This window comes from Niveispirillum sp. FG148 (genome assembly GCF_057809655.1).
This window is the reverse complement of the sequence record NZ_JBMDKJ010000021.1, coordinates 49,949-68,055: the sequence shown is the minus strand read 5'-3', so window position 1 is coordinate 68,055 and position 18,107 is coordinate 49,949. Positions and strand designations below refer to the sequence as shown.

The following is an 18,107-nucleotide window of genomic DNA, read 5'->3' as shown; positions in this document are numbered from 1 at the left end:
ATGATGCCCGATATCACCCCTGAACAGATCGAAGCGGCAGCCGCCAGCTTGCGCGCCGTCAAGGCGGGCGGCACGCCCATCCAGCCCTTGCGTGAAACGCTGGGCACCAACGATCCCACCATCGCCTATGCCATCCAGGAGGCGAACACGCGTCACTGGCTGGCTGGCGGGCGGCGGCTGGTAGGGCGCAAGATCGGCGCCACCTCGCGGGCCGTGCAGACCATGCTGGGCCTGGACCAGCCGGATTACGGCATGCTGTTCGCCGACATGGCCTTCACCGACGGGGAGGAAATCCCCTTTGATCAGTTGCACCAGCCCAAGGTGGAGGGGGAGGTCGCCTTTGCCCTGAAGGATGATCTGGATGGGGACGGCCTGACCATCGCCGATGTCATCCACGCCATCGATTATGCCCTGCCCGCGATCGAGATCGTGGGCAGCCGCATCAAGGACTGGAACATCAAGATCCTGGACACCATTGCCGACAATGCCAGCGCCGACCTGTTCGTGCTGGGCACGCGACCGGTTGCCCTGTCGGATTTCGATCCCGTCCTGTGCGGCATGGTCATCGACAAGCGCGGCGAACCGGTTTCCACCGGTGCCGGCATTGCCTGTCTGGGCAACCCGCTGACCGCGACCCTGTGGCTGGCGCGCAAGATGGTGGCCGTGGGCCGACCGCTGAAGCGGGGCGACATCGTCCTGTCGGGCGCTTTGGGGCCGCTGGCACCGGTCGCCAAGGGCGACAGCATCGAGCTGCGCATCAACGGCCTGGGCAGCGTCCGGGGGCATTTCGGGTAGGGGCCCGGGCAGGTTCTCTCCCCCATCCTCCTGGCGACAAGCCCCTGGGCGCTGACTTAGCCATCTGCACCCTCCCTGCCTCCCCCGCGCAAGCGGGGGTCCAGGGGCCAGGGGCACCAACCGTTGTTGCTTGTGGCCCCTGGATCCCCGCTTCCGCGGGGAAGGCACCTTATTCCAAGGGGTTAACTTGGCGCCCAAGGGTTTGTCACCGGGAGGACGGGAGAAGCCGCTTCACCGTAATTCCGCCCCCCCAAAAAACAGGAACATCACCATGAAACTCCTGGCAGAACTCGCCCGCACCGTGGACGAGGCCGCGCGCACCGCCACCGAGATCCCGCAGCTGGCCGACAGCCATGATCTGGGATTGGACGAAGCCTATGCCATCCAGGCCCTGTCCATCCGCCGCCGGCAGGAACGGGGGGAGCGCATCATCGGCATGAAGATGGGCCTGACCAGCCGGGCCAAGATGAACCAGATGGGCGTGCATGACGTCATCTGGGGCCGGCTGACCGACGCCATGCGGGTGGAGGATGGCGAAGCGATCCAGTTTGACCGCTATGTGCATCCGCGCGTGGAACCGGAAATCGCCTTCCTGCTGAAACGCCCACTGGAAGGGATCGTGACCATGGCGGAGGCGTTGAACGCAGTGGAGGCCGTGGCCCCGGCGCTGGAGATCATCGACAGCCGATACCGGAACTTCAAGTTCAGCCTGCCCGATGTCATCGCCGACAATTCCAGCTCCTCCTCCTTCGTGCTGGGCGCCTGGAACCGGCCGGATATCGACCTGTCAAACCTGGGCATGGTCATGCGCTTCAACGGCAAGGTGATGCAGGTGGGCTCTTCCGCCGCCATCCTGGGCCATCCGGGCCGCAGTCTGGCGGCGGCGTCCCGCCTGGTCGCGGCCAGCGGGCTACGGCTGGAGGCGGGCTGGATCATCCTGGCCGGCGGGGCGACGGCGGCGGACTCCCTGTCGCCCGGCCTGTCCGTGTCGCTGGATGTGCAGCATCTGGGCGCCACGGGCTTTACGGTGAAGTGAGGAGCCGACCCATGTCCCCCTCCCCCGAAATCGGTCGGTCCATCCTGGCCGGCGGTGTGGCTGTCAATTACCATGACTACGGCAATGGCGATCCCGTCATCCTGATCCATGGCTCCGGCCCCGGCGTCACCGCCTGGGCCAACTGGTGGCTGACCATCCCGGAATTGTCCCGGCGGGTGCGGACCATCGCGCCCGACATGCTGGGCTTCGGCTACAGCGAACGGCCGGGGGGAGAGCGGATGGTCTGCGACAAATCCGTCTGGGTGGCGCAACTGGCAGCATTGATGGACGCGCTCGACATCGACCGCGCCCATATCATCGGCAACAGTTTTGGCGGGGCCATCGCGCTGGCCATGGCCATTGCCCATCCCGACCGGGTGGGCAAGCTGGTGCTGATGGGGGCGGCGGGTACGGCCTTTCCCATTACCGACGGGCTGGACCGCATCTGGGGCTATCAACCCAGTTTCCAGGCCATGCGGCAGATGATGGACCTGTTCGCCTATGACCGCACCCTGGTCACCGACGAACTGGCGGAACTGCGCTATCAGGCCAGTCTGCGGCCGGGCGCACAGGAAGCGTTCGCCGCCCTGTTTCCCGCCCCGCGCCAGCGCTGGGTCGATGCCCTGGCCAGCGATCCGGTCGCCATCAAGGCGTTGCCGCATGAGACGCTGATCATCCATGGCCGCGACGACCGCATCATTCCGCTATCCAGTTCGCTGAACCTGCATCAATGGATCGACCGCAGCCAGTTGCATGTCTTCGGCCGCTGCGGCCACTGGACCCAGATCGAGCAGGCGGCCGGCTTTGCCCGTCTGGTGGGTGATTTCCTGACAGACGTGTGACGTCACACACCCCTTGTCACACACTTTATCTGTTTCCGGATGACCGGAAACAGGTCAAGCTCTTTGCCGTTCCTCACTCGCCGGCGCCGCCTCCGGCAGCTTGGCTACGCCGCACGCGCGGCGCGGCGGCGGTCGCCGCCGGAGCCATTTCCGGTCACCCGGAAATGGCTCTATAATTTGCCTCAAACGCTGGCGTCGTATGCGCGGCTTCACTCAATTCTGCGTCAGGCCGGCATCGACGATGAAATTGGCACCGGTGCAGCCGGCACTTTCGTCCGATGCCAGGAACAGGGCCATGCGCGCCACATGCTCGGCCGTCAGGCGGAATTTCAGGGCCTGCAGGTCGATGAATTGCTGATTCAACTCCGGTGTCAGCCACAGCGCCGCCTGCCGGTCCGTCAGGATGGCGCCCGGCACGATGCAGTTCACCCGCACCCCGCCCGGCCCATATTCACGGGCCAGCGTCCGGGTCAGACCGTTGATGGCGGCCTTGGACGTGGTGTAGCTGACCATGCCCGGCCGGCCGCGCATCCAGGAAATGCTGCCCAGCATGATGATGGCGCCGCTGCCGCGCGCCATCATGGCCGGGGCCACCGCCTGGCTGGCGAAGAACTGGTGATCCAGGTTCAGCGCCAGCATGCGCCGCCAGCTTTCCGGCTCCACAGTTTCCACAACCTGCCGGTCATCCTTGCCGGCATTGTTGATCAGCGCGTCGATGCCGCCGGACGCCTGTTCGATATCGGCGATGGCGGCGCGGAGCGCGGCGATGTCGGTCACGTCGCAGGCGGCGAAGCGGGCACCCGTGCGCGCTGCCATGGCCTTGCCGGCCGCCTCATCAATATCGATGAAGCTGGTACGGGCGCCTTGCGCCACGAACGCCTCCACCATCGCGGCACCAATGCCCGACGCCCCGCCCGTGATCAGGATCGAACGGCCTTCCAGACTGTGATAACGGACGGCGGCGTTCATGGCAGGGTCTCCGGACGGCACAGCGGGCTGGGCAGGCCGGCCACATCCACCGGCATGGCGAACAGGGCCCCATCCTGGGCCCCGTCATTGCCGGCAGCAGCACTGGTGACATACAGCATCTTGCGGTCGGGCCCGCCGAAGCAGGGCATGGTCGGCGACCGCGCCGGCACCCGGTATTCGGCCATCAGCCTTCCATCCGGATCGTAGCGCTGCACCCGCCCGCCCTGATAGAGCGCCGTCCAGTAGCAGCCATCGACATCCACCGCCGCCCCATCGGGCCGGCCCCGGTCCGGCGCGTCGGGGTCAAGCTGCGCGAACACACGCTTGTTCGCCACCTGCCCGCTTTCCGGATCGTAATCATAGGCATGGACGACAAAGCGCGGCGTGTCGGCATGGTACATCGTCCGCCCGTCGGGGGAGAAGGCAAGCCCGTTGGAGGTCAGCAGCCCATCGAACAGTCGCCGCAGGCCCGTCCGTTCCAGCCGGAACAAGGCACCGCGCGATCCCGCTTTCGGCTCATCAATGGTGCCGACGATCAGATGTCCCGATGGATCGACGCGCCCGTCATTGAACCTTGTATCGCTGGCATCACTGGGATTGGCGGCCAACATCGGCCCGACGGAACCGTCGGCACCGATGCGGAAAATGCCGGTACGCAGGGCCGCGACGAACCCGCCGCCCGCCAGTGGCACAGCACAGCCCACATGTTCGGGCAGGCCCAGGCTGGTCAGGCGCCCGTCGGCGGGGCGAAAGCGGTGCAGGCAGCGGCCGGGAATATCCACGAAGGACAGGATGCCGGCCGCGTCGTCCCAGACGGGACTTTCGCCCAGCGCGCAGCGCAGGGGCAGGACGGGCGTGAACAGGGTCATGCAATCGGCTCCGCAAGGATGCTGATGGTGCCGGACAGCGCGGCACCGGGTGCCAGGATGGTCATGGGCGGCAGGCCCGGCTGATTGATGGCATTGGCGCCGTGGCTGACCGGCTCCACACCAAAGAAATCGCGGCCTTCCGGGGTGAAGACGCGCAGAGTGCCGAACAGCCGGTCCGCCTTCAGCGTGACCAGCAGGTCGGGCACCAGGCCCGTCAGATGGGCGATGCCGGCCCAACCCGCGAAATCACCGTCCAGGCCCGTGCCCGCAATCAGGCGGCCATGGCGGAAATCGGGGTCCGGCGGCATGGTCACCGTGGCTGGCAAGCCATCCCCGCCCGGCCGCCAGTGCGACAGGGCGGCAAAGCGCAGCATGGCGTCGGCAGTATTGACGAAATTCGGGTGCAGGCCCATGCCGGCCAGCGTGTTGCACTTCTCATCATTGACCAGCCGCAGCCCGATCTGCAACCCGCCGGGCGACAGGCGGAATTCCTGCCGGGCGGTGAAGGCATAAGGCCAGTCGCCGTCGGCCTGCGGCCGGTGCGTCAGGCCCAGGGCCAGGCGATCGGGCCCCGTCTCCAGCACCTCCCAGGCGCGCTGCCAGCCCAATCCGTGCAGCGCGTGCGGCCCCACAATCTCCGGCGCGTTGGCGCGCAATTGCTGCCAGCGGCCGGCGAACAGGAACCGGCCATGGGCGATGCGGTTGGCAAAGGGCAGCATGGGATAGCAGCCGGAAAGCCGCGTCCCGCCGGCTGCCACCATCTCCGCCGTTGCCGGCCGCAGGATGGATCGGCCGTCATGCGTCAGGGACAGGATGCACGCCCCCAGTCCGGGCGCGATCTCCACCCGCATCGGGCCGGCGGACAGGGTAATGACGGTGGTATTTGGCATGGCGGGTTCCCCCTTGGCGACGGGCCGTCGATATCCCTTTCAATAAGGCCCCGCCGGTGCCGCCGCCACCACTTCCTGTCCGCGCAGCGCCTGCTGCCATTCCACGGCCCGGCCCGTCATCATGCCCATGTCCGACGCCACGGCCGCGAAGCTGTAGCCGTAGGAGATGAAGCGCCCGACCATGTCCGGATTGGGGCCGACAATGCCGATGGGCTTTCCCGCCGCGCGGGCAAGGCTGGCGGCCTGGGCGATCTTGGCCTGCACATCGGCATGCCCGATCTGCCCGATCAGGCCCATGGCCGCCGACAAATCGCCCGGCCCCAGGAACAAGGCATCCACCCCTGGCACAGCGGCAATCTCGGGCAGCCTGTCCACCGCGCCCGGCGTCTCCAGTTGCAGGATCACCGCCACCGCGTCATTGGCGCGTTTCAGATAATCCGGCTCCCTTCCATAGCGCGACCCGCGATGTACGGCCGCCACGCCGCGCACACCGTCAGGCGGATAGCGGGTATAGGACACGGCGGCCCGCGCCTCTTCCGCATTCTCCACAAAGGGGAACATCAGGGTGCGGGCGCCGGCATCCATCACGCGCTTGACCAGCACCTGATCATTCCAGGCCAGCCGCACGATGGCTTGCGCTGGCGTGCATTCGATGGCGCGCAGGATATTGGCCAGGTCGGTCATCTCCACCGGCACATGTTCCATATCCACGACCAGGAAATCGAAGCCGCAATGGCCCAGCGCCTCGGCCGTGCTGGGCGCGCCCGACATCAGCCAGGTGCCGGTCAGCAGACGGGAAATGTCGGCCAGCCGCGGCTTCAGCGGGTTCAGGGGGGAATGCATGGTGCGTGTCCTCAATAGATCGGCGGTTCGGGCACGGATGCGGTGCCCGCCAGGAAGTCGAAGTCACAGCCCTTGGGCGCCTGACTGACATGGGCGCGGTAAAGGGCGGCATAGGATCGATCATAGGGGCTGGCGGGCGGCACCCAGGCAGCGCGACGACGGTCCAGCTCCGCAGTATCCACCAGCATGTCCAGGGTGCCGGCTGCCACGTCCAGCCGGATCAGGTCGCCCGTGCGCACCAGCGCCAGGGGGCCGCCCACGGCCGCCTCCGGTGCCGCATGCACGATGCAGGCGCCGTAATGCGTGCCCGACATGCGGGCGTCGGAGATGCGGACCATGTCGCGTACGCCCTGGGCCAGCAGTTTCTTCGGAATGGGCAGATTGCCCCATTCCGGCATGCCGGGGGCGCCCACCGGGCCGCCATGGCGCAGGATGATGACGCTGTCCGCGTCCACATCCAACGCGGGATCATCAATGGCGGCCAGCATGTCGGCATTGCTGTCAAAGACGATGGCCCGGCCGGTATGGTTCAGCAGACGCGGATCGGCGGCACTGGATTTCATCACCGCCCCGTCGGGGCACAGATTGCCGCGCAGCAGGGCCAGCGTCGCCCCCCTTTCCAGCGGCACCACCGGGTTGGTCGGGTCGCGGATGATGTCATCATCATAGCAGGCGGCGTCGGCAATATTCTCCCCCAATGTCCGGCCCGTGACGGTCAGGCAATCCAGCCGCAGATGGTCCTTCAGCTTGGCCAGCAGCGCCGTCAGCCCGCCCGCGAAGAAGAAATCCTCCATCAGCGCATTGCCCGACGGGAACAGGTTGGCACAGACCGGGATGCGCCGGGCGGCATCGGCCAGATCATCCAGGGTCAGGTCCACCCCGGACCGGCCGGCCATGGCGATCATATGGATGGCGGCATTGGTCGACCCGCCCAGCGCCATATAGGCGGCCACACCATTCAGGAAGGCATCGCGGGTCAGGATCCTGGCCGGGGTCAGGTCTTCCGCCACCATCTCCACAATCCGCTCCCCGCACAGCGAGGCCATCCGCCGATGCCCGCTGTCGATGGCGGGGATGGAGGAGGCACCGGGCAGCGTCAGCCCCATGGCATCGACAATGCCGGTCATGGTCGATGCCGTGCCCATGGTGTTGCAGGTGCCGATGGACCGCGTCATCCGCGATTCCAGGTCCAGCCAGTCGGCTTGCGTGATGTTCCCGGCCCGCAATTCATCCCAATATTTCTTGGTATGGGTGCCGGCCCCTGTCTTGGTGCCGCGCCATTGCCCGTTGGCCATGGGGCCGGCCGGGCAATAGATCGCGGGCAGGCCGGCGCTGATGGCCCCCATGATCAGGCCCGGCGTGGACTTGTCGCAGCCGCCCAGCAGGACCGCCCCGTCAATAGGGTGGGAGCGCAGCAGTTCCTCCACCTCCATGGCCAGGAAGTTGCGGTAGAGCATGGTGGTGGGCTTCACCATCACCTCCCCCACGCTCAACGCCGGCAGTTCCACTGGATAGCCACCGGCACGCAGCACCCCGCGCTTCACCGCGTCGGCCACATCACGCAGATGGATGTGACAGGGGCTCATCTCGCTCCAGGTATTCACGATGGCGATCACCGGGCGGTCCATGAACTCCTCCCGGCGCAATCCCATCTGCTGCGTGCGCTGCCGGTGCGCAAAGCCGCGCATGTCGGAAGATGCGAACCAGCGGGCGCTGCGCAGGGGGCGTTTCGGGTCGGATGGCGGGTTCGTCATGTCACCAGCTCTTATATAAGACCGCCGACATGAACAGCCCTTTATCGCCCATTGTCAATGCAAAAATCGGCGGAATACCGCCATTCCTGAAAATCTTCAAAATGCCCGCTTGCCAAGCCCCAAACCTTGTGAACATATGTGTCTTATATAAGACTTCAGACTTGCCAACGAATGAGGGAGGATCCTGTGGGCGCACCACATCTTTTGGTCCATGACCGGCGCGACAATGTCGGCGTCGTCGTCGTGGAAGGATTGGCCGCCGGCACCGACATGCTGTGCGTGGTGACGGAGGACAACAGCGAGTTCCGCCTGGCCGTCAGCCAGCCCGTCCAGATCGGCCACAAGGTCGCGCTCCGTGACCTCGCGGTGGGCGACACGGTCATCAAGTACGGGGAGGATATCGGCAAGGTGGTGCAGCCGATCGCGGCCGGCACCCATGTCCATACCCACAATCTGAAAACCAAGCGCTGGTAAGGGGAGCCCGGATCATGGGATTGTCCGATCGTAAAATCTGGGGCTACCGCCGTGAAAACGGCCGTGTCGGCGTGCGCAACCACGTCGTCATCCTGCCGCTGGACGATATTTCCAACGCGGCCTGCGAGGCCGTCGCCGCCCATATCCAGGGCACCATCGCCCTGCCCCATTCCTATGGACGGTTGCAGTTCGGTGCCGACCTGGACCTGCATTTCCGCACCATCATCGGCACCGGCGCCAACCCCAACGTGGCCGCCTGTGTGGTGATCGGGATCGAGGAAGGCTGGACGCAGAAGGTGGTGGAAGGCATCGCCGCCACCGGCAAGCCTGTTGCGGGCTTCTGGATCGAAGGCAATGGTGACATTGCCACTGTGGCCGCCGCCAGCCGCAAGGCCAAGGAATTTTCCCAATGGGCGTCCGAACTGGTCCGCACGCCCTGCCCGCTGTCGGAAGTCTGGGTCGCCGCCAAATGCGGTGAAAGCGACACGACGACGGGTCTGGCCTCTTGCCCCACCGTCGGCAACATGTATGACAAGCTGGTGGAACTGGGCCTTTATGGCTGCTTTGGCGAGACGTCGGAACTGACCGGTGCCGAACATCTGGCCGCCGCCCGCGCCGCCAATCCGGAGGTCGCCGCCAAGTTCATGAAGACCTGGCAGGCCTATCAGGATGACGTGATCGAGGCGCACAAGACCTCCGACCTGTCCGACAGCCAGCCGACCAAGGGCAATATCGCCGGCGGCCTGACGACGATCGAGGAAAAGGCCCTGGGCAACCTGGAAAAGATCGGCAAGAAGACGAGCTTCATCGACGTGCTGGAACCGGCCGAAGCGCCGGCCAAGGGGCCCGGTCTCTATTTCATGGACACGTCGTCGGCCGCCGCCGAATGCTGCACTTTGCAGGCCGCCGCCGGCTATGTCGTCCATTGCTTCCCCACGGGCCAGGGCAATGTCATCGGCAATCCGATCATGCCGGTCATCAAAATCACGGGCAATCCGCGCACCGTGCGGTTGATGAGCGAGCATGTGGATGTGGACGTGTCGGGCATCGTGCGCCGCGACATGACCATCGATCAGGCCGGCGACGCCCTGATCGACGTCATCGCCCGCACCGCCAACGGTCGCCTGACCGCGGCCGAGGCGCTGGGCCATAAGGAGTTCGTGATGACCAAGCTCTACCGGTCGGCATGAGCACGGTTACGCTTGGCCTGGACGAGGCCCTGCGGCTGGCGGAGGGGGCGCTGCGGAACAGCGGCGTCGCCCCGGCGGCCGCACTGGCAACGGCATCCGCGCTGGTCGCGGCAGAGGTGGATGGGCAGGCGGGCCATGGCCTGTCGCGCGTCCCCTCCTACGCGCTGCATGCGCGGGTCGGCAAGGTGGATGGCAAGGCGGTGCCACAGGCAGCGACGGCCGGCGAAGCCGGGGTCCGCATCGATGCCGGGCACGGTTTCGCCTATCCGGCCGTCGATCTGGCGATCGAACGGCTGGTGCCGCTGGCGGGGAAGACCGGCGTCGCCGCGGCTGCCATCCATCGCTCCCACCATTTCGGCCAGGCCGGGCGACATGTCGAACGGCTGGCGGACCGGGGACTGGTGGCCCTGGCGTTTGCCAACACACCGGGCGCCATGGCGCTGCCAAGCGGGCGGCGGTCACTGATGGGCACCAACCCCATCGCCTTTGCCGCCCCCCTGCCCGGCCGCAGCCCGCTGGTCATCGACATGGCTTTGTCGGTGGCGGCGCGCGGCAAGATCATGGCGGCATCCAAGGCCGGCAAGCCCATCCCCGATGGCTGGGCCCTGGACACCGACGGCAACCCGACCACCGACGCGAAGGCCGCTCTGGGGGGCAGTCTGCTGCCCATCGGCGGTGCCAAGGGGGCGGCGCTCGCCCTGATGGTGGAAGTGATCTGTGCGGCGCTGGTCGGTGGCAATTTCGCCTGGAATGCCAGCGGCTTCTTTGATGGGGACGGCGGCCCGCCGGACCTGGGCCAATTGCTGATCGTGCTGGACCCGGCCCGGTTCGGCGGCGATGGCTATGTCGACCATATGGCGCATCTGCTGCTGACCGTGGCGGGAGAGGCGCCGGCAAGACTGCCCGGCGACCGCCGGCTGGCCCTGCGCGCAAAGGCGGCGACGGAAGGGGTGACCATCCCGGCGGCCCTGCATGCGGAGATTCTGGGGCTGGCGGCGTAGGTCCAATAAAAACAAGGGAGGAAGAAGTGCCCGACATCGTCATCACCGAATTCATGGACGAGGAAGCGATCGCCAATGTGCTGGGCGGCCGCGACGTGCGGTACGACCCCACCCTGGTCGACCATCCGGACAAGCTGGCGGCAGCTTTGGCGGACGCCCGCGCCCTGGTCGTGCGCAACCGCACCCAGGTGCGTGAAGCCCTGCTGGCCAAGGCGCCGAAGCTGCGGGTGGTGGGACGGCTGGGCGTGGGGCTGGACAATATCGACACGGCCGCCTGTGCGGCCCGCAATGTCAAGGTCCGCCCAGCCACGGGCGCCAATGACCTGGCCGTGGCCGAATATGTCATCACAGCCGCCCTGATGCTGCTGCGCCGGTCCTGGTTCGCATCCGACCGCGTGGCGGCCGGCACCTGGCCGCGCATGGACCTGATCGGGCGCGAAGCGGCGGGCAAGCGGCTAGGCCTGGTCGGCTATGGTGCCATCGCCCGGCTGACGGCACAGAAGGCCCGCGCGCTGGGCTTCACCATCGCCGCCTACGATCCGCATTTGCCCGAACGCCACCCGGCCTGGCTGCAGGCCGACCGGATGTCGCTGGACACGTTGCTGGAACGGTCCGACGTGGTCAGCCTGCATGTGCCGCTGACGGCCGAAACGCGGGACATGATCGATGCGGCGGCCATCGCCCGCATGAGGAAGGATGCCATCCTGATCAATGCCGCGCGCGGCGGCGTGGTGGATGAAGCGGCACTGTGCGCGGCGCTGAAGGATGGGCGCCTGGGCGGGGCGGCCCTGGACGTGTTCGCCACCGAACCGGTGACGGCGGCCTCTGGCGCCCTGTTCCAGAATGTGCCCAACCTGATCCTGACCCCGCATATCGCCGGCGTGACCGATGAAAGCAACGCAAGGGTCAGCGAGGTGACGGCCCGCGCCGTGCTGGAGGAACTGGAGGCATGATTGCAATGGCCGCCCCTGCGCCATCCCGGCTGACCCATGTCCGGGGGCTGATGCCCGGCCTGATCGCCACCATCGTCGTGGCGCTGGCGGCAACCTATCTGTCCGACCATTACAACGCCCCGCCCATGGTCTTCGCCCTGCTGCTGGGCATGGCGCTGAACACGTTACCGGGCGAGCCGCGCTATGCGCCCGGCATTGCCTTGTCGGCGCGCACGCTGCTGCGCCTGTCGGTGGCACTGCTGGGTCTGCGCATCACCTTCGCGCAGGTGGGCGATCTGGGCTGGTCGACGGCGGCCATGGTGGCCTGCGCCGTACCGGCCACCATGGGCTTCGGCTGGGCCCTGTCGCGGTTGACGGGGGTCGGCGGCCGGTTCGGCGTGCTGTCGGGCGGAGCCGTCGGCATCTGCGGGGCGTCGGCCGCCATGGCCATCGCCGCCGCCTGGCCGCGCAAGGATGCCGAACGCGACACGGTCGTGGTCATTGCCTGCATCACCAGCCTGTCGACCATGGCCATGCTGGCCTATCCGGCCTTCGCCGGCTGGCTGGGCCTGGATGCCGTGGCCGCCGGCCGCTTCTTCGGTGGGTCCATCCATGATGTGGCGCAGGTGGTGGGCGCCGGCTACAGCCAGTCGCCGCAGGCCGGCGATACGGCCACCGTGGTGAAGCTGATGCGGGTGGCCATGCTGCTGCCCGTCGTGATGTCCATCACCCTGCTGGCAGCCCGTGGGCGCAAGGCCCAGGATGGGGAGGCGAAGGTGACGCCGCTGCCCGGCTTCCTGATCGGTTTCGTGGCGCTGGCCTTCGTCAATGGCATGGGCTGGGTGCCGGGATCGGTGGCGGGGGCGCTGACGGAACTGTCGCGCTGGCTGCTGCTGGTCTCCGTCGCAGCCCTGGGCATGAAGACATCGGCCAAGGACATCATGGAGGTGGGGCGCGCGGCCGTCACCCTGGTTGTGGCCGAAACCGCCTTCATCGCCCTGTTCGTGCTGGCCTGGATCAAGATTGTCGGCTGACAGCGGGACAGGATAGAAACGGGAGCGGCCAGTAAAAGCCGCCGGGAGGGACAGCGACCATGACCGACCATATCCTGGCCATCGACCAGGGCACGACCGGCACCACGATCATCATCTTCGACCGGGAAACCCACATTGTTGGCCGCGCCTATGCGGAATTCAGCCAGCATTATCCCCAGGGCGGCTGGGTCGAACATGACGCTGCGGAGATTTGGCGCGTCACCCTGGACACGGCCGCCCGCGCCCTGAAGGATGCCAATATCGGCCCGCGCGACCTGCGCGCCATCGGCATCACCAACCAGCGTGAAACGGTCCTGGCCTGGAACCGGCATACGGGCGAGCCCGTCCACCGCGCCATCGTCTGGCAGGATCGGCGCACGGCCGGCTTCTGCGACGAATTGCGGGCCCGCACGGGCGTGGTGGAGATGATCCGGGCCAAGACCGGTCTGGTGGTCGATCCCTATTTTTCCGGCACCAAGATGCGCTGGCTGTTGGATAATGTGCCGGGTCTGCGCGCGGGCGTGGACCGGGGCGACAACCTGTTCGGCACCATCGACAGCTGGCTGATCTGGAACCTGACGGGCGGTGCCGTGCATGCCACCGACCCGTCGAATGCCGCCCGCACCCAGCTTTACGATATCCATGAAGGGCGCTGGGACGATGAATTGCTGGCGCTGATGGATGTGCCACGGCAGGCCCTGCCCACAGTGATGTCATCGTCGGCCGTGCTGGGCCATACCAGCGAGGGCGGGTTCCTGGGCGTGGCCGGCATCCCCATCGCCGGGGTGGCGGGCGACCAGCAGGCGGCCCTGTTCGGCCAGGCCTGCCACGGGCCGGGTCTGGCCAAGAATACCTATGGCACCGGTTCCTTCCTGCTGATGCATACGGGCGCTTCCACCCTGCGCGATCCCGGCCCGCTTCTGTCCACCGTGGCCTGGCGCATCGGCGACCGGCCGCTGGAATATGCGCTGGAAGGGGCGATTTTCGTCACCGGGGCCGCCGTACAATGGCTGCGCGACGGGCTGGGCCTGATCGCGGCCGCGGCGGAAACCGAGGCACTGGCCCGGTCCATCCCCGACAATGACGGCGTCTATTTCGTGCCGGCCCTGACGGGGCTGGGCGCGCCGCACTGGGACCCTTATGCCCGCGGCCTGATCGCCGGCCTGACGCGGGGTACGGGCCGGGCCCATATCGTGCGCGCGGCACTGGAAGCCATGGCCTATCAGACCCGCGATGTCACCCGCGCCATTGAGGCGCAGACGGGCATTGCGCTTTCCGAGCTGCGGGCCGATGGCGGTGCCGTTGGCAATGGCTTCCTGATGCAGTTCCAGGCCGACCTGCTGGGCGTACCGGTGGAGGTGCCGCGCGTGTCGGAGACGACGGCGCTGGGAGCAGCATATCTGGCCGGGCTGGCGACAGGTGTGTGGCAGGACCGGGCGGAGATCCGCGCCACCTGGAAACTGGCCCGCCGCTATGAACCCGGCATGAAGCCGGCGGACCGCGACCGGTTATATGATCGCTGGGTCAAGGCCGTGGAACGGTCGCGCGGCTGGGCGGAAGCCTGAGCCCGGCATGTGGAGCAACAGATGAGTTTCGATCGCGCGGCCGGACTGGCCCAACTGGCCGAAGACCTTGAATGGGATCTGGTCGTCATCGGCGGCGGGGCCACGGGCCTGGGCACGGCGCTGGATGCGGCGGCGCGGGGATACCGCACCCTGCTGCTGGAAGCACATGATTTCGCCAAGGGCACCTCTTCCCGCTCCACCAAGCTGGTGCATGGCGGCGTGCGCTATCTGGCCCAGGGCAATATCCATCTGGTCCGCCACGCCCTGCATGAACGCGGCCGGCTTTTGTCCAACGCGCCGCAGGTGACGCACCGCCAGGCCTTCATCGTCCCCTGCTATGGATGGTGGGACATGGCCTTCTACGGCGCGGGCCTGTTCGCCTATGATCTGCTGGCGGGAAAACTGGGTCTGGGCCGGTCACGCCTGCTGTCGCGGACGGAGGTCTTGCGGCGCCTGCCCACGGTGAAGCGCGACGGGCTGACCGGCGGCGTGCTGTATTATGACGGGCAGTTCGATGACAGCCGCCTGGCCCTGACCATCGCGCAGACGGCCGCCGACCAAGGGGCGGTGCTGCTGAATTATGTCGCCGTCACGGGCCTGACCAAGCAGGATGGCCGCATCGACGGCGTCACGGCGCGGGATGCGGAGACGGGTACCACTTACCGCATTCGGGCCAAGGCCGTGGTCAATGCCGCCGGCATCTTCATGGATGAAATCCGCCGTATGGACCGGCCCGACCTGCCGGAAGGATTGTCGCTGAGCCAGGGTATCCATCTGGTGCTGGACCCGTCCTTCCTGGGCGGGGATGACGCCATCATGATCCCCAAGACGGATGATGGCCGCGTGCTGTTCGTGCTGCCCTGGCTGGGGCGGACCATCGTCGGCACCACCGACACGCCTATCCCCACGGCCAGCCTGGAGCCGCATGCGCTGGAAAGCGAGATCGCGTTCCTGCTGGACCATGCCGCCAAATATCTGACCCGCGCCCCATCACGCGCCGATGTGCGCGCCGTGTTCACGGGCATCCGCCCCCTGGTGAAGGTAAAGGGCGCATCCGGCACCTCGGCCGTGCCGCGCGACCATGTGCTGATGGTGTCGGACAGCGGTCTGGTCACCATCACCGGCGGCAAATGGACCACCTATCGCGAAATGGCCGAACAGACGGTGGATGCCGCCGCCCGTGCCGGCAGCCTGCCACCCGCGGCCAGCCCCACAGCCGGCCTGCGCCTGCATGGCTGGGTGGAACGGGCGGACCCGGCCGACCCGCTGATGTCCTATGGCGCCGATGCGCCGAAAGTGCGGGCGGTGCTGGCGGAACGGCCGGGCTGGGCGGCCCCCATGCATCCCGACCTGCCCTATTTCCTGGGGGAAGCCGCCTATGCCGCCCGCCACCTGATGGCGCGGACGGCGGAAGATGTGCTGTCCCGGCGCACCCGCGCCCTGCTGCTGGACGCCCGCGCGGCCGCCGCAGCAGCCCCCGCCGTGGCGGAAGTGCTGGCGGCTGAACTGGGCCGTGACAGCGCCTGGGTGGAAGCGCAGGTGGCGGAATTCCAGGCGCTGGCCATGGCGTCCACGGCTTGACGGGAGCTTACCCCAGCGTCACCGAATAGGACAGGTCGCGGGCATAGACGCGGCTGGTGCGCCATTCAACCTTGCGGTCCTGCAGCGACAGCGCCAGCCGGTCGATGCACAGGATGGCGGCCCCGGCCGGCGCCCCCAGCAGGCGCTGATCCTCCGGCGTGGCGCTTTCCGCCCGCAACTCCTCGCTGGCCGAGACGATGTTGATGCCATATTCGGTCTGGTACAGCGAATAGAGCGTGTTGGGCAACGGCATCCGGTCTTCGATGCGCGGGAACAGGGCCGATGGCAGGATGATGGTTTCGCGGATCGTGGGCTTGCCATCGATCAGGCGCACACGGTTGATCTCCACCACCTTGGCGCCCTTGGCCAGATCCAGCTTCTGCTGGTCGGCAACACGGGCCACGCGCACACGCACGCTCTGGTCGCCCATGCTGGGCGTCACCCGTTCCCCGCCCGGCCGCACCATGCGGAAGAAACGGAACAGCGACCGTTCCTGCGTATTCTCCGCGATGAAGGTGCCCTTGCCCTGGTGCCGGACCAGCAGCTTTTCCGCCGTCAGCGCGTCCAGCACCTTGCGCATCGTGCCCTGGCTGACGCCCAGTTCGCGGGCCAGAGCCTGTTCGCTGGGAATGGCTTCGCCCGGCCGCCAGACACCTTCGGCGACCTTATTGACGATGATGTCATAGACTTGGCGATAAAGCGGGCGGTAACCGGGGGCTTCCATGCCGGGGGGCATCCTGGAATTGAGCAAGACTTCTATAAGATAAAACAATTTGGGGTTGGAGGGGCAAGGTTTTTGCCGCTCCAACCCTTATTTCCCTGCTCTTTCTGGCCGAAGGTCGGGAGGCCTGCAACCCGGACAGTCGTCAGCCCAGCCCCCCGATACAGGCATATTTCAAGGTCGTGTAGTCATCGATGCCATGGCGTGAGCCCTCAACGCCCACGCCCGAGTCCTTATGCCCGCCGAACGGCGCCACCTCCGTGGTGATCAGCCCTTCATTGATACCGACCAGACCATAATCCAGCCCCTCCATCATGCGGAAAGACCGGCCCAGATCACGGGTGTAGACGTACGACGCCAGACCAAATTCGGTATCATTGGCCATGCGCAGGGCGTCTGCCTCCGTCGCGAAGCGGAAGACGGGCGCCAGCGGGGCGAAGGTCTCGTCGCGCGCCACCTTCATGGCGGGCGTGACTCCGGTCAGCAAGGTCGGCTGGAAGAAGCTGCCGCCGCGTTCATGCCGCGCCCCGCCGGTGATCAGGCTGGCGCCCTTGGATATTGCGTCGGCGACATGTTCTTCGATCTTGGCCACGCCACCCATGTCGATCAGCGGCCCCTGGACCACGCCATCCTCCAGCCCGTCGCCCACCTTCATGGCCGCCATGGCCGATGCCAGCTTCGCCACGAACGCATCATGGATGCCGTCCTGCACCAGGAAACGGTTGGCGCAGACGCAGGTCTGGCCCGTGTTGCGGAACTTGGCCACCATGGCGCCGGCCACGGCCGCGTCCAGATCGGCATCATCAAACACGATGAAGGGCGCGTTGCCGCCCAGTTCCATCGACACGCGCTTCATATGGGCCATGGCCTGTGCCGCCAGCCCCTTGCCCACCGCTGTTGACCCGGTGAAGGTGATCTTGCGCAGCAAAGGATTCTCGCACATCTCCGCCGCGATCTGCGCCGCGGAACCGGTGACGACGTTCAGCACCCCGGCAGGGAACCCCACCTGTTCGGCGAGCGCCGCCACGGCAAGGGCCGAATAAGGGGTCTGGGTCGCCGGCTTGACCACCATGGTGCAGCCGGCGGCCAGGGCCGCGCCCATCTTGCGGGCGATCATGCTGTTAGGGAAGTTCCAGGGGGTGATGGCCCCCACCACGCCCACCGGTTCGCGCACGGCCAGCAGGCGACGGCCCTTCCAGGGGGACGGGATGACATCGCCATAGACGCGCCGCGCCTCCTCCGCGAACCAGCGTATATAGGCGGCGCCCAGCGTCACCTCACCGGCTGCCTCCGCCAGGGGCTTGCCCATTTCCAGCGTCAGCAGCCGGGCCAGATCGGCGCGGTTGGCCAGGATGGCGTCATGCAGCTTCATCATCAGGTTGGCCCGGTCCGCCGCCGTCCAGCCGCGCCAGCCCAGAAAGGCCCGGTGCGCCGCCGCGATCGCCACCGCTGTTTCCGCGCGCCCCGCCTTGGGTATTGAGCCCAGCACATCACCTGTTGAGGGATTGGAAACAGCGATGGTGGTGCCATCCATGGCATCCTGCCAGACGCCATCGATGAAACATTGCTGACGCAACAGCGGGTGGGAGAGGGACATTTCGTGGGTTTCCT

At 67.0% G+C, this 18,107-nt stretch carries 17 protein-coding genes; 10 read left to right on the top strand and 7 right to left on the bottom strand.

Annotated elements, in window-relative coordinates; all coding sequences use genetic code 11:
• From ACODTW_RS19750 to ACODTW_RS19740, 3 genes are all read left to right on the top strand, one after another.
• On the top strand, window positions 1–795 hold the full coding sequence (locus ACODTW_RS19750) for a 2-keto-4-pentenoate hydratase (RefSeq protein ID WP_488947788.1): 795 nt from the start codon (window positions 1–3) through the stop codon (window positions 793–795).
• 271 nt (window positions 796–1,066) lie between these two features.
• The gene (locus ACODTW_RS19745; protein ID WP_488947787.1) at window positions 1,067–1,831 is read left to right on the top strand and encodes a 2-keto-4-pentenoate hydratase; all 765 of its coding nucleotides are present in this window, start codon (window positions 1,067–1,069) and stop codon (window positions 1,829–1,831) included.
• A gap of 11 nt (window positions 1,832–1,842) precedes the next feature.
• The gene (locus ACODTW_RS19740) at window positions 1,843–2,673 is read left to right on the top strand and encodes an alpha/beta fold hydrolase (RefSeq protein WP_488947786.1); all 831 of its coding nucleotides are present in this window, start codon (window positions 1,843–1,845) and stop codon (window positions 2,671–2,673) included.
• Window positions 2,674–2,886: 213 nt separating this feature from the next.
• On the opposite strand, the gene ACODTW_RS19735 is transcribed toward ACODTW_RS19740, so the two are convergent.
• The 5 genes from ACODTW_RS19735 to araD are packed head-to-tail and all read right to left on the bottom strand — an operon-like array spanning window position 2,887 to window position 7,998.
• Window positions 2,887–3,642 (bottom strand): SDR family NAD(P)-dependent oxidoreductase, encoded by a 756-nt coding sequence (locus tag ACODTW_RS19735; protein ID WP_488947785.1) that lies wholly within the window; start codon window positions 3,640–3,642, stop codon window positions 2,887–2,889.
• A complete protein-coding gene (locus ACODTW_RS19730) occupies window positions 3,639–4,511 on the bottom strand; it encodes an SMP-30/gluconolactonase/LRE family protein (RefSeq protein WP_488947784.1) in 873 nt (290 codons plus the stop codon). The genes ACODTW_RS19735 and ACODTW_RS19730 overlap by 4 nt, the downstream gene beginning before the upstream one ends.
• The gene (locus ACODTW_RS19725) at window positions 4,508–5,401 is read right to left on the bottom strand and encodes an aldose 1-epimerase (RefSeq protein WP_488947783.1); all 894 of its coding nucleotides are present in this window, start codon (window positions 5,399–5,401) and stop codon (window positions 4,508–4,510) included. The genes ACODTW_RS19730 and ACODTW_RS19725 overlap by 4 nt, the downstream gene beginning before the upstream one ends.
• 39 nt (window positions 5,402–5,440) lie before the next feature.
• Window positions 5,441–6,244 carry an HpcH/HpaI aldolase family protein gene (locus ACODTW_RS19720; RefSeq protein ID WP_488947782.1) on the bottom strand — a complete coding sequence of 268 codons (804 nt, stop codon included), beginning with the start codon at window positions 6,242–6,244 and terminating at the stop codon, window positions 5,441–5,443.
• Window positions 6,245–6,255: 11 nt separating this feature from the next.
• Complete coding sequence (araD, locus tag ACODTW_RS19715) at window positions 6,256–7,998, bottom strand: L-arabinonate dehydratase (RefSeq protein WP_488947781.1); 1,743 nt, start codon at window positions 7,996–7,998, stop codon at window positions 6,256–6,258.
• A 186-nt stretch (window positions 7,999–8,184) separates the two neighbouring features.
• On the opposite strand from araD, the gene ACODTW_RS19710 reads away from it, so the two are divergent.
• From ACODTW_RS19710 to ACODTW_RS19680, 7 genes are read left to right on the top strand one after another with little or no spacing between them, the layout of a single operon-like run.
• Complete coding sequence (locus tag ACODTW_RS19710; RefSeq protein WP_488947780.1) at window positions 8,185–8,472, top strand: UxaA family hydrolase; 288 nt, start codon at window positions 8,185–8,187, stop codon at window positions 8,470–8,472.
• Between the two features lie 14 nt (window positions 8,473–8,486).
• Window positions 8,487–9,662 (top strand): UxaA family hydrolase, encoded by a 1,176-nt coding sequence (locus ACODTW_RS19705; RefSeq protein ID WP_488947779.1) that lies wholly within the window; start codon window positions 8,487–8,489, stop codon window positions 9,660–9,662.
• On the top strand, window positions 9,659–10,663 hold the full coding sequence (locus ACODTW_RS19700) for an Ldh family oxidoreductase (RefSeq protein ID WP_488947778.1): 1,005 nt from the start codon (window positions 9,659–9,661) through the stop codon (window positions 10,661–10,663). Before ACODTW_RS19705 ends, ACODTW_RS19700 begins: the two co-directional genes overlap by 4 nt.
• Window positions 10,664–10,689: 26 nt before the next feature.
• Window positions 10,690–11,616, top strand: coding sequence for a hydroxyacid dehydrogenase (locus ACODTW_RS19695; protein ID WP_488947777.1), 927 nt, complete (start codon window positions 10,690–10,692; stop codon window positions 11,614–11,616).
• The gene (locus ACODTW_RS19690; protein ID WP_488947776.1) at window positions 11,613–12,629 is read left to right on the top strand and encodes a YeiH family protein; all 1,017 of its coding nucleotides are present in this window, start codon (window positions 11,613–11,615) and stop codon (window positions 12,627–12,629) included. The genes ACODTW_RS19695 and ACODTW_RS19690 overlap by 4 nt, the downstream gene beginning before the upstream one ends.
• Window positions 12,630–12,688: 59 nt before the next feature.
• Complete coding sequence (gene glpK / locus ACODTW_RS19685; RefSeq protein WP_488947775.1) at window positions 12,689–14,194, top strand: glycerol kinase GlpK; 1,506 nt, start codon at window positions 12,689–12,691, stop codon at window positions 14,192–14,194.
• 21 nt (window positions 14,195–14,215) lie between these two features.
• On the top strand, window positions 14,216–15,775 hold the full coding sequence (locus tag ACODTW_RS19680) for a glycerol-3-phosphate dehydrogenase/oxidase (protein ID WP_488947774.1): 1,560 nt from the start codon (window positions 14,216–14,218) through the stop codon (window positions 15,773–15,775).
• A 7-nt stretch (window positions 15,776–15,782) separates the two neighbouring features.
• Here the strand turns inward: ACODTW_RS19680 and ACODTW_RS19675 are convergent, their stop codons facing one another.
• On the bottom strand, window positions 15,783–16,499 hold the full coding sequence (locus tag ACODTW_RS19675; protein WP_488947773.1) for a GntR family transcriptional regulator: 717 nt from the start codon (window positions 16,497–16,499) through the stop codon (window positions 15,783–15,785).
• A gap of 142 nt (window positions 16,500–16,641) precedes the next feature.
• Window positions 16,642–18,093, bottom strand: a complete 1,452-nt coding sequence (locus ACODTW_RS19670) for an NAD-dependent succinate-semialdehyde dehydrogenase (RefSeq protein ID WP_488947772.1) — start codon at window positions 18,091–18,093, stop codon at window positions 16,642–16,644.
• Window positions 18,094–18,107: the final 14 nt, after the last annotated feature.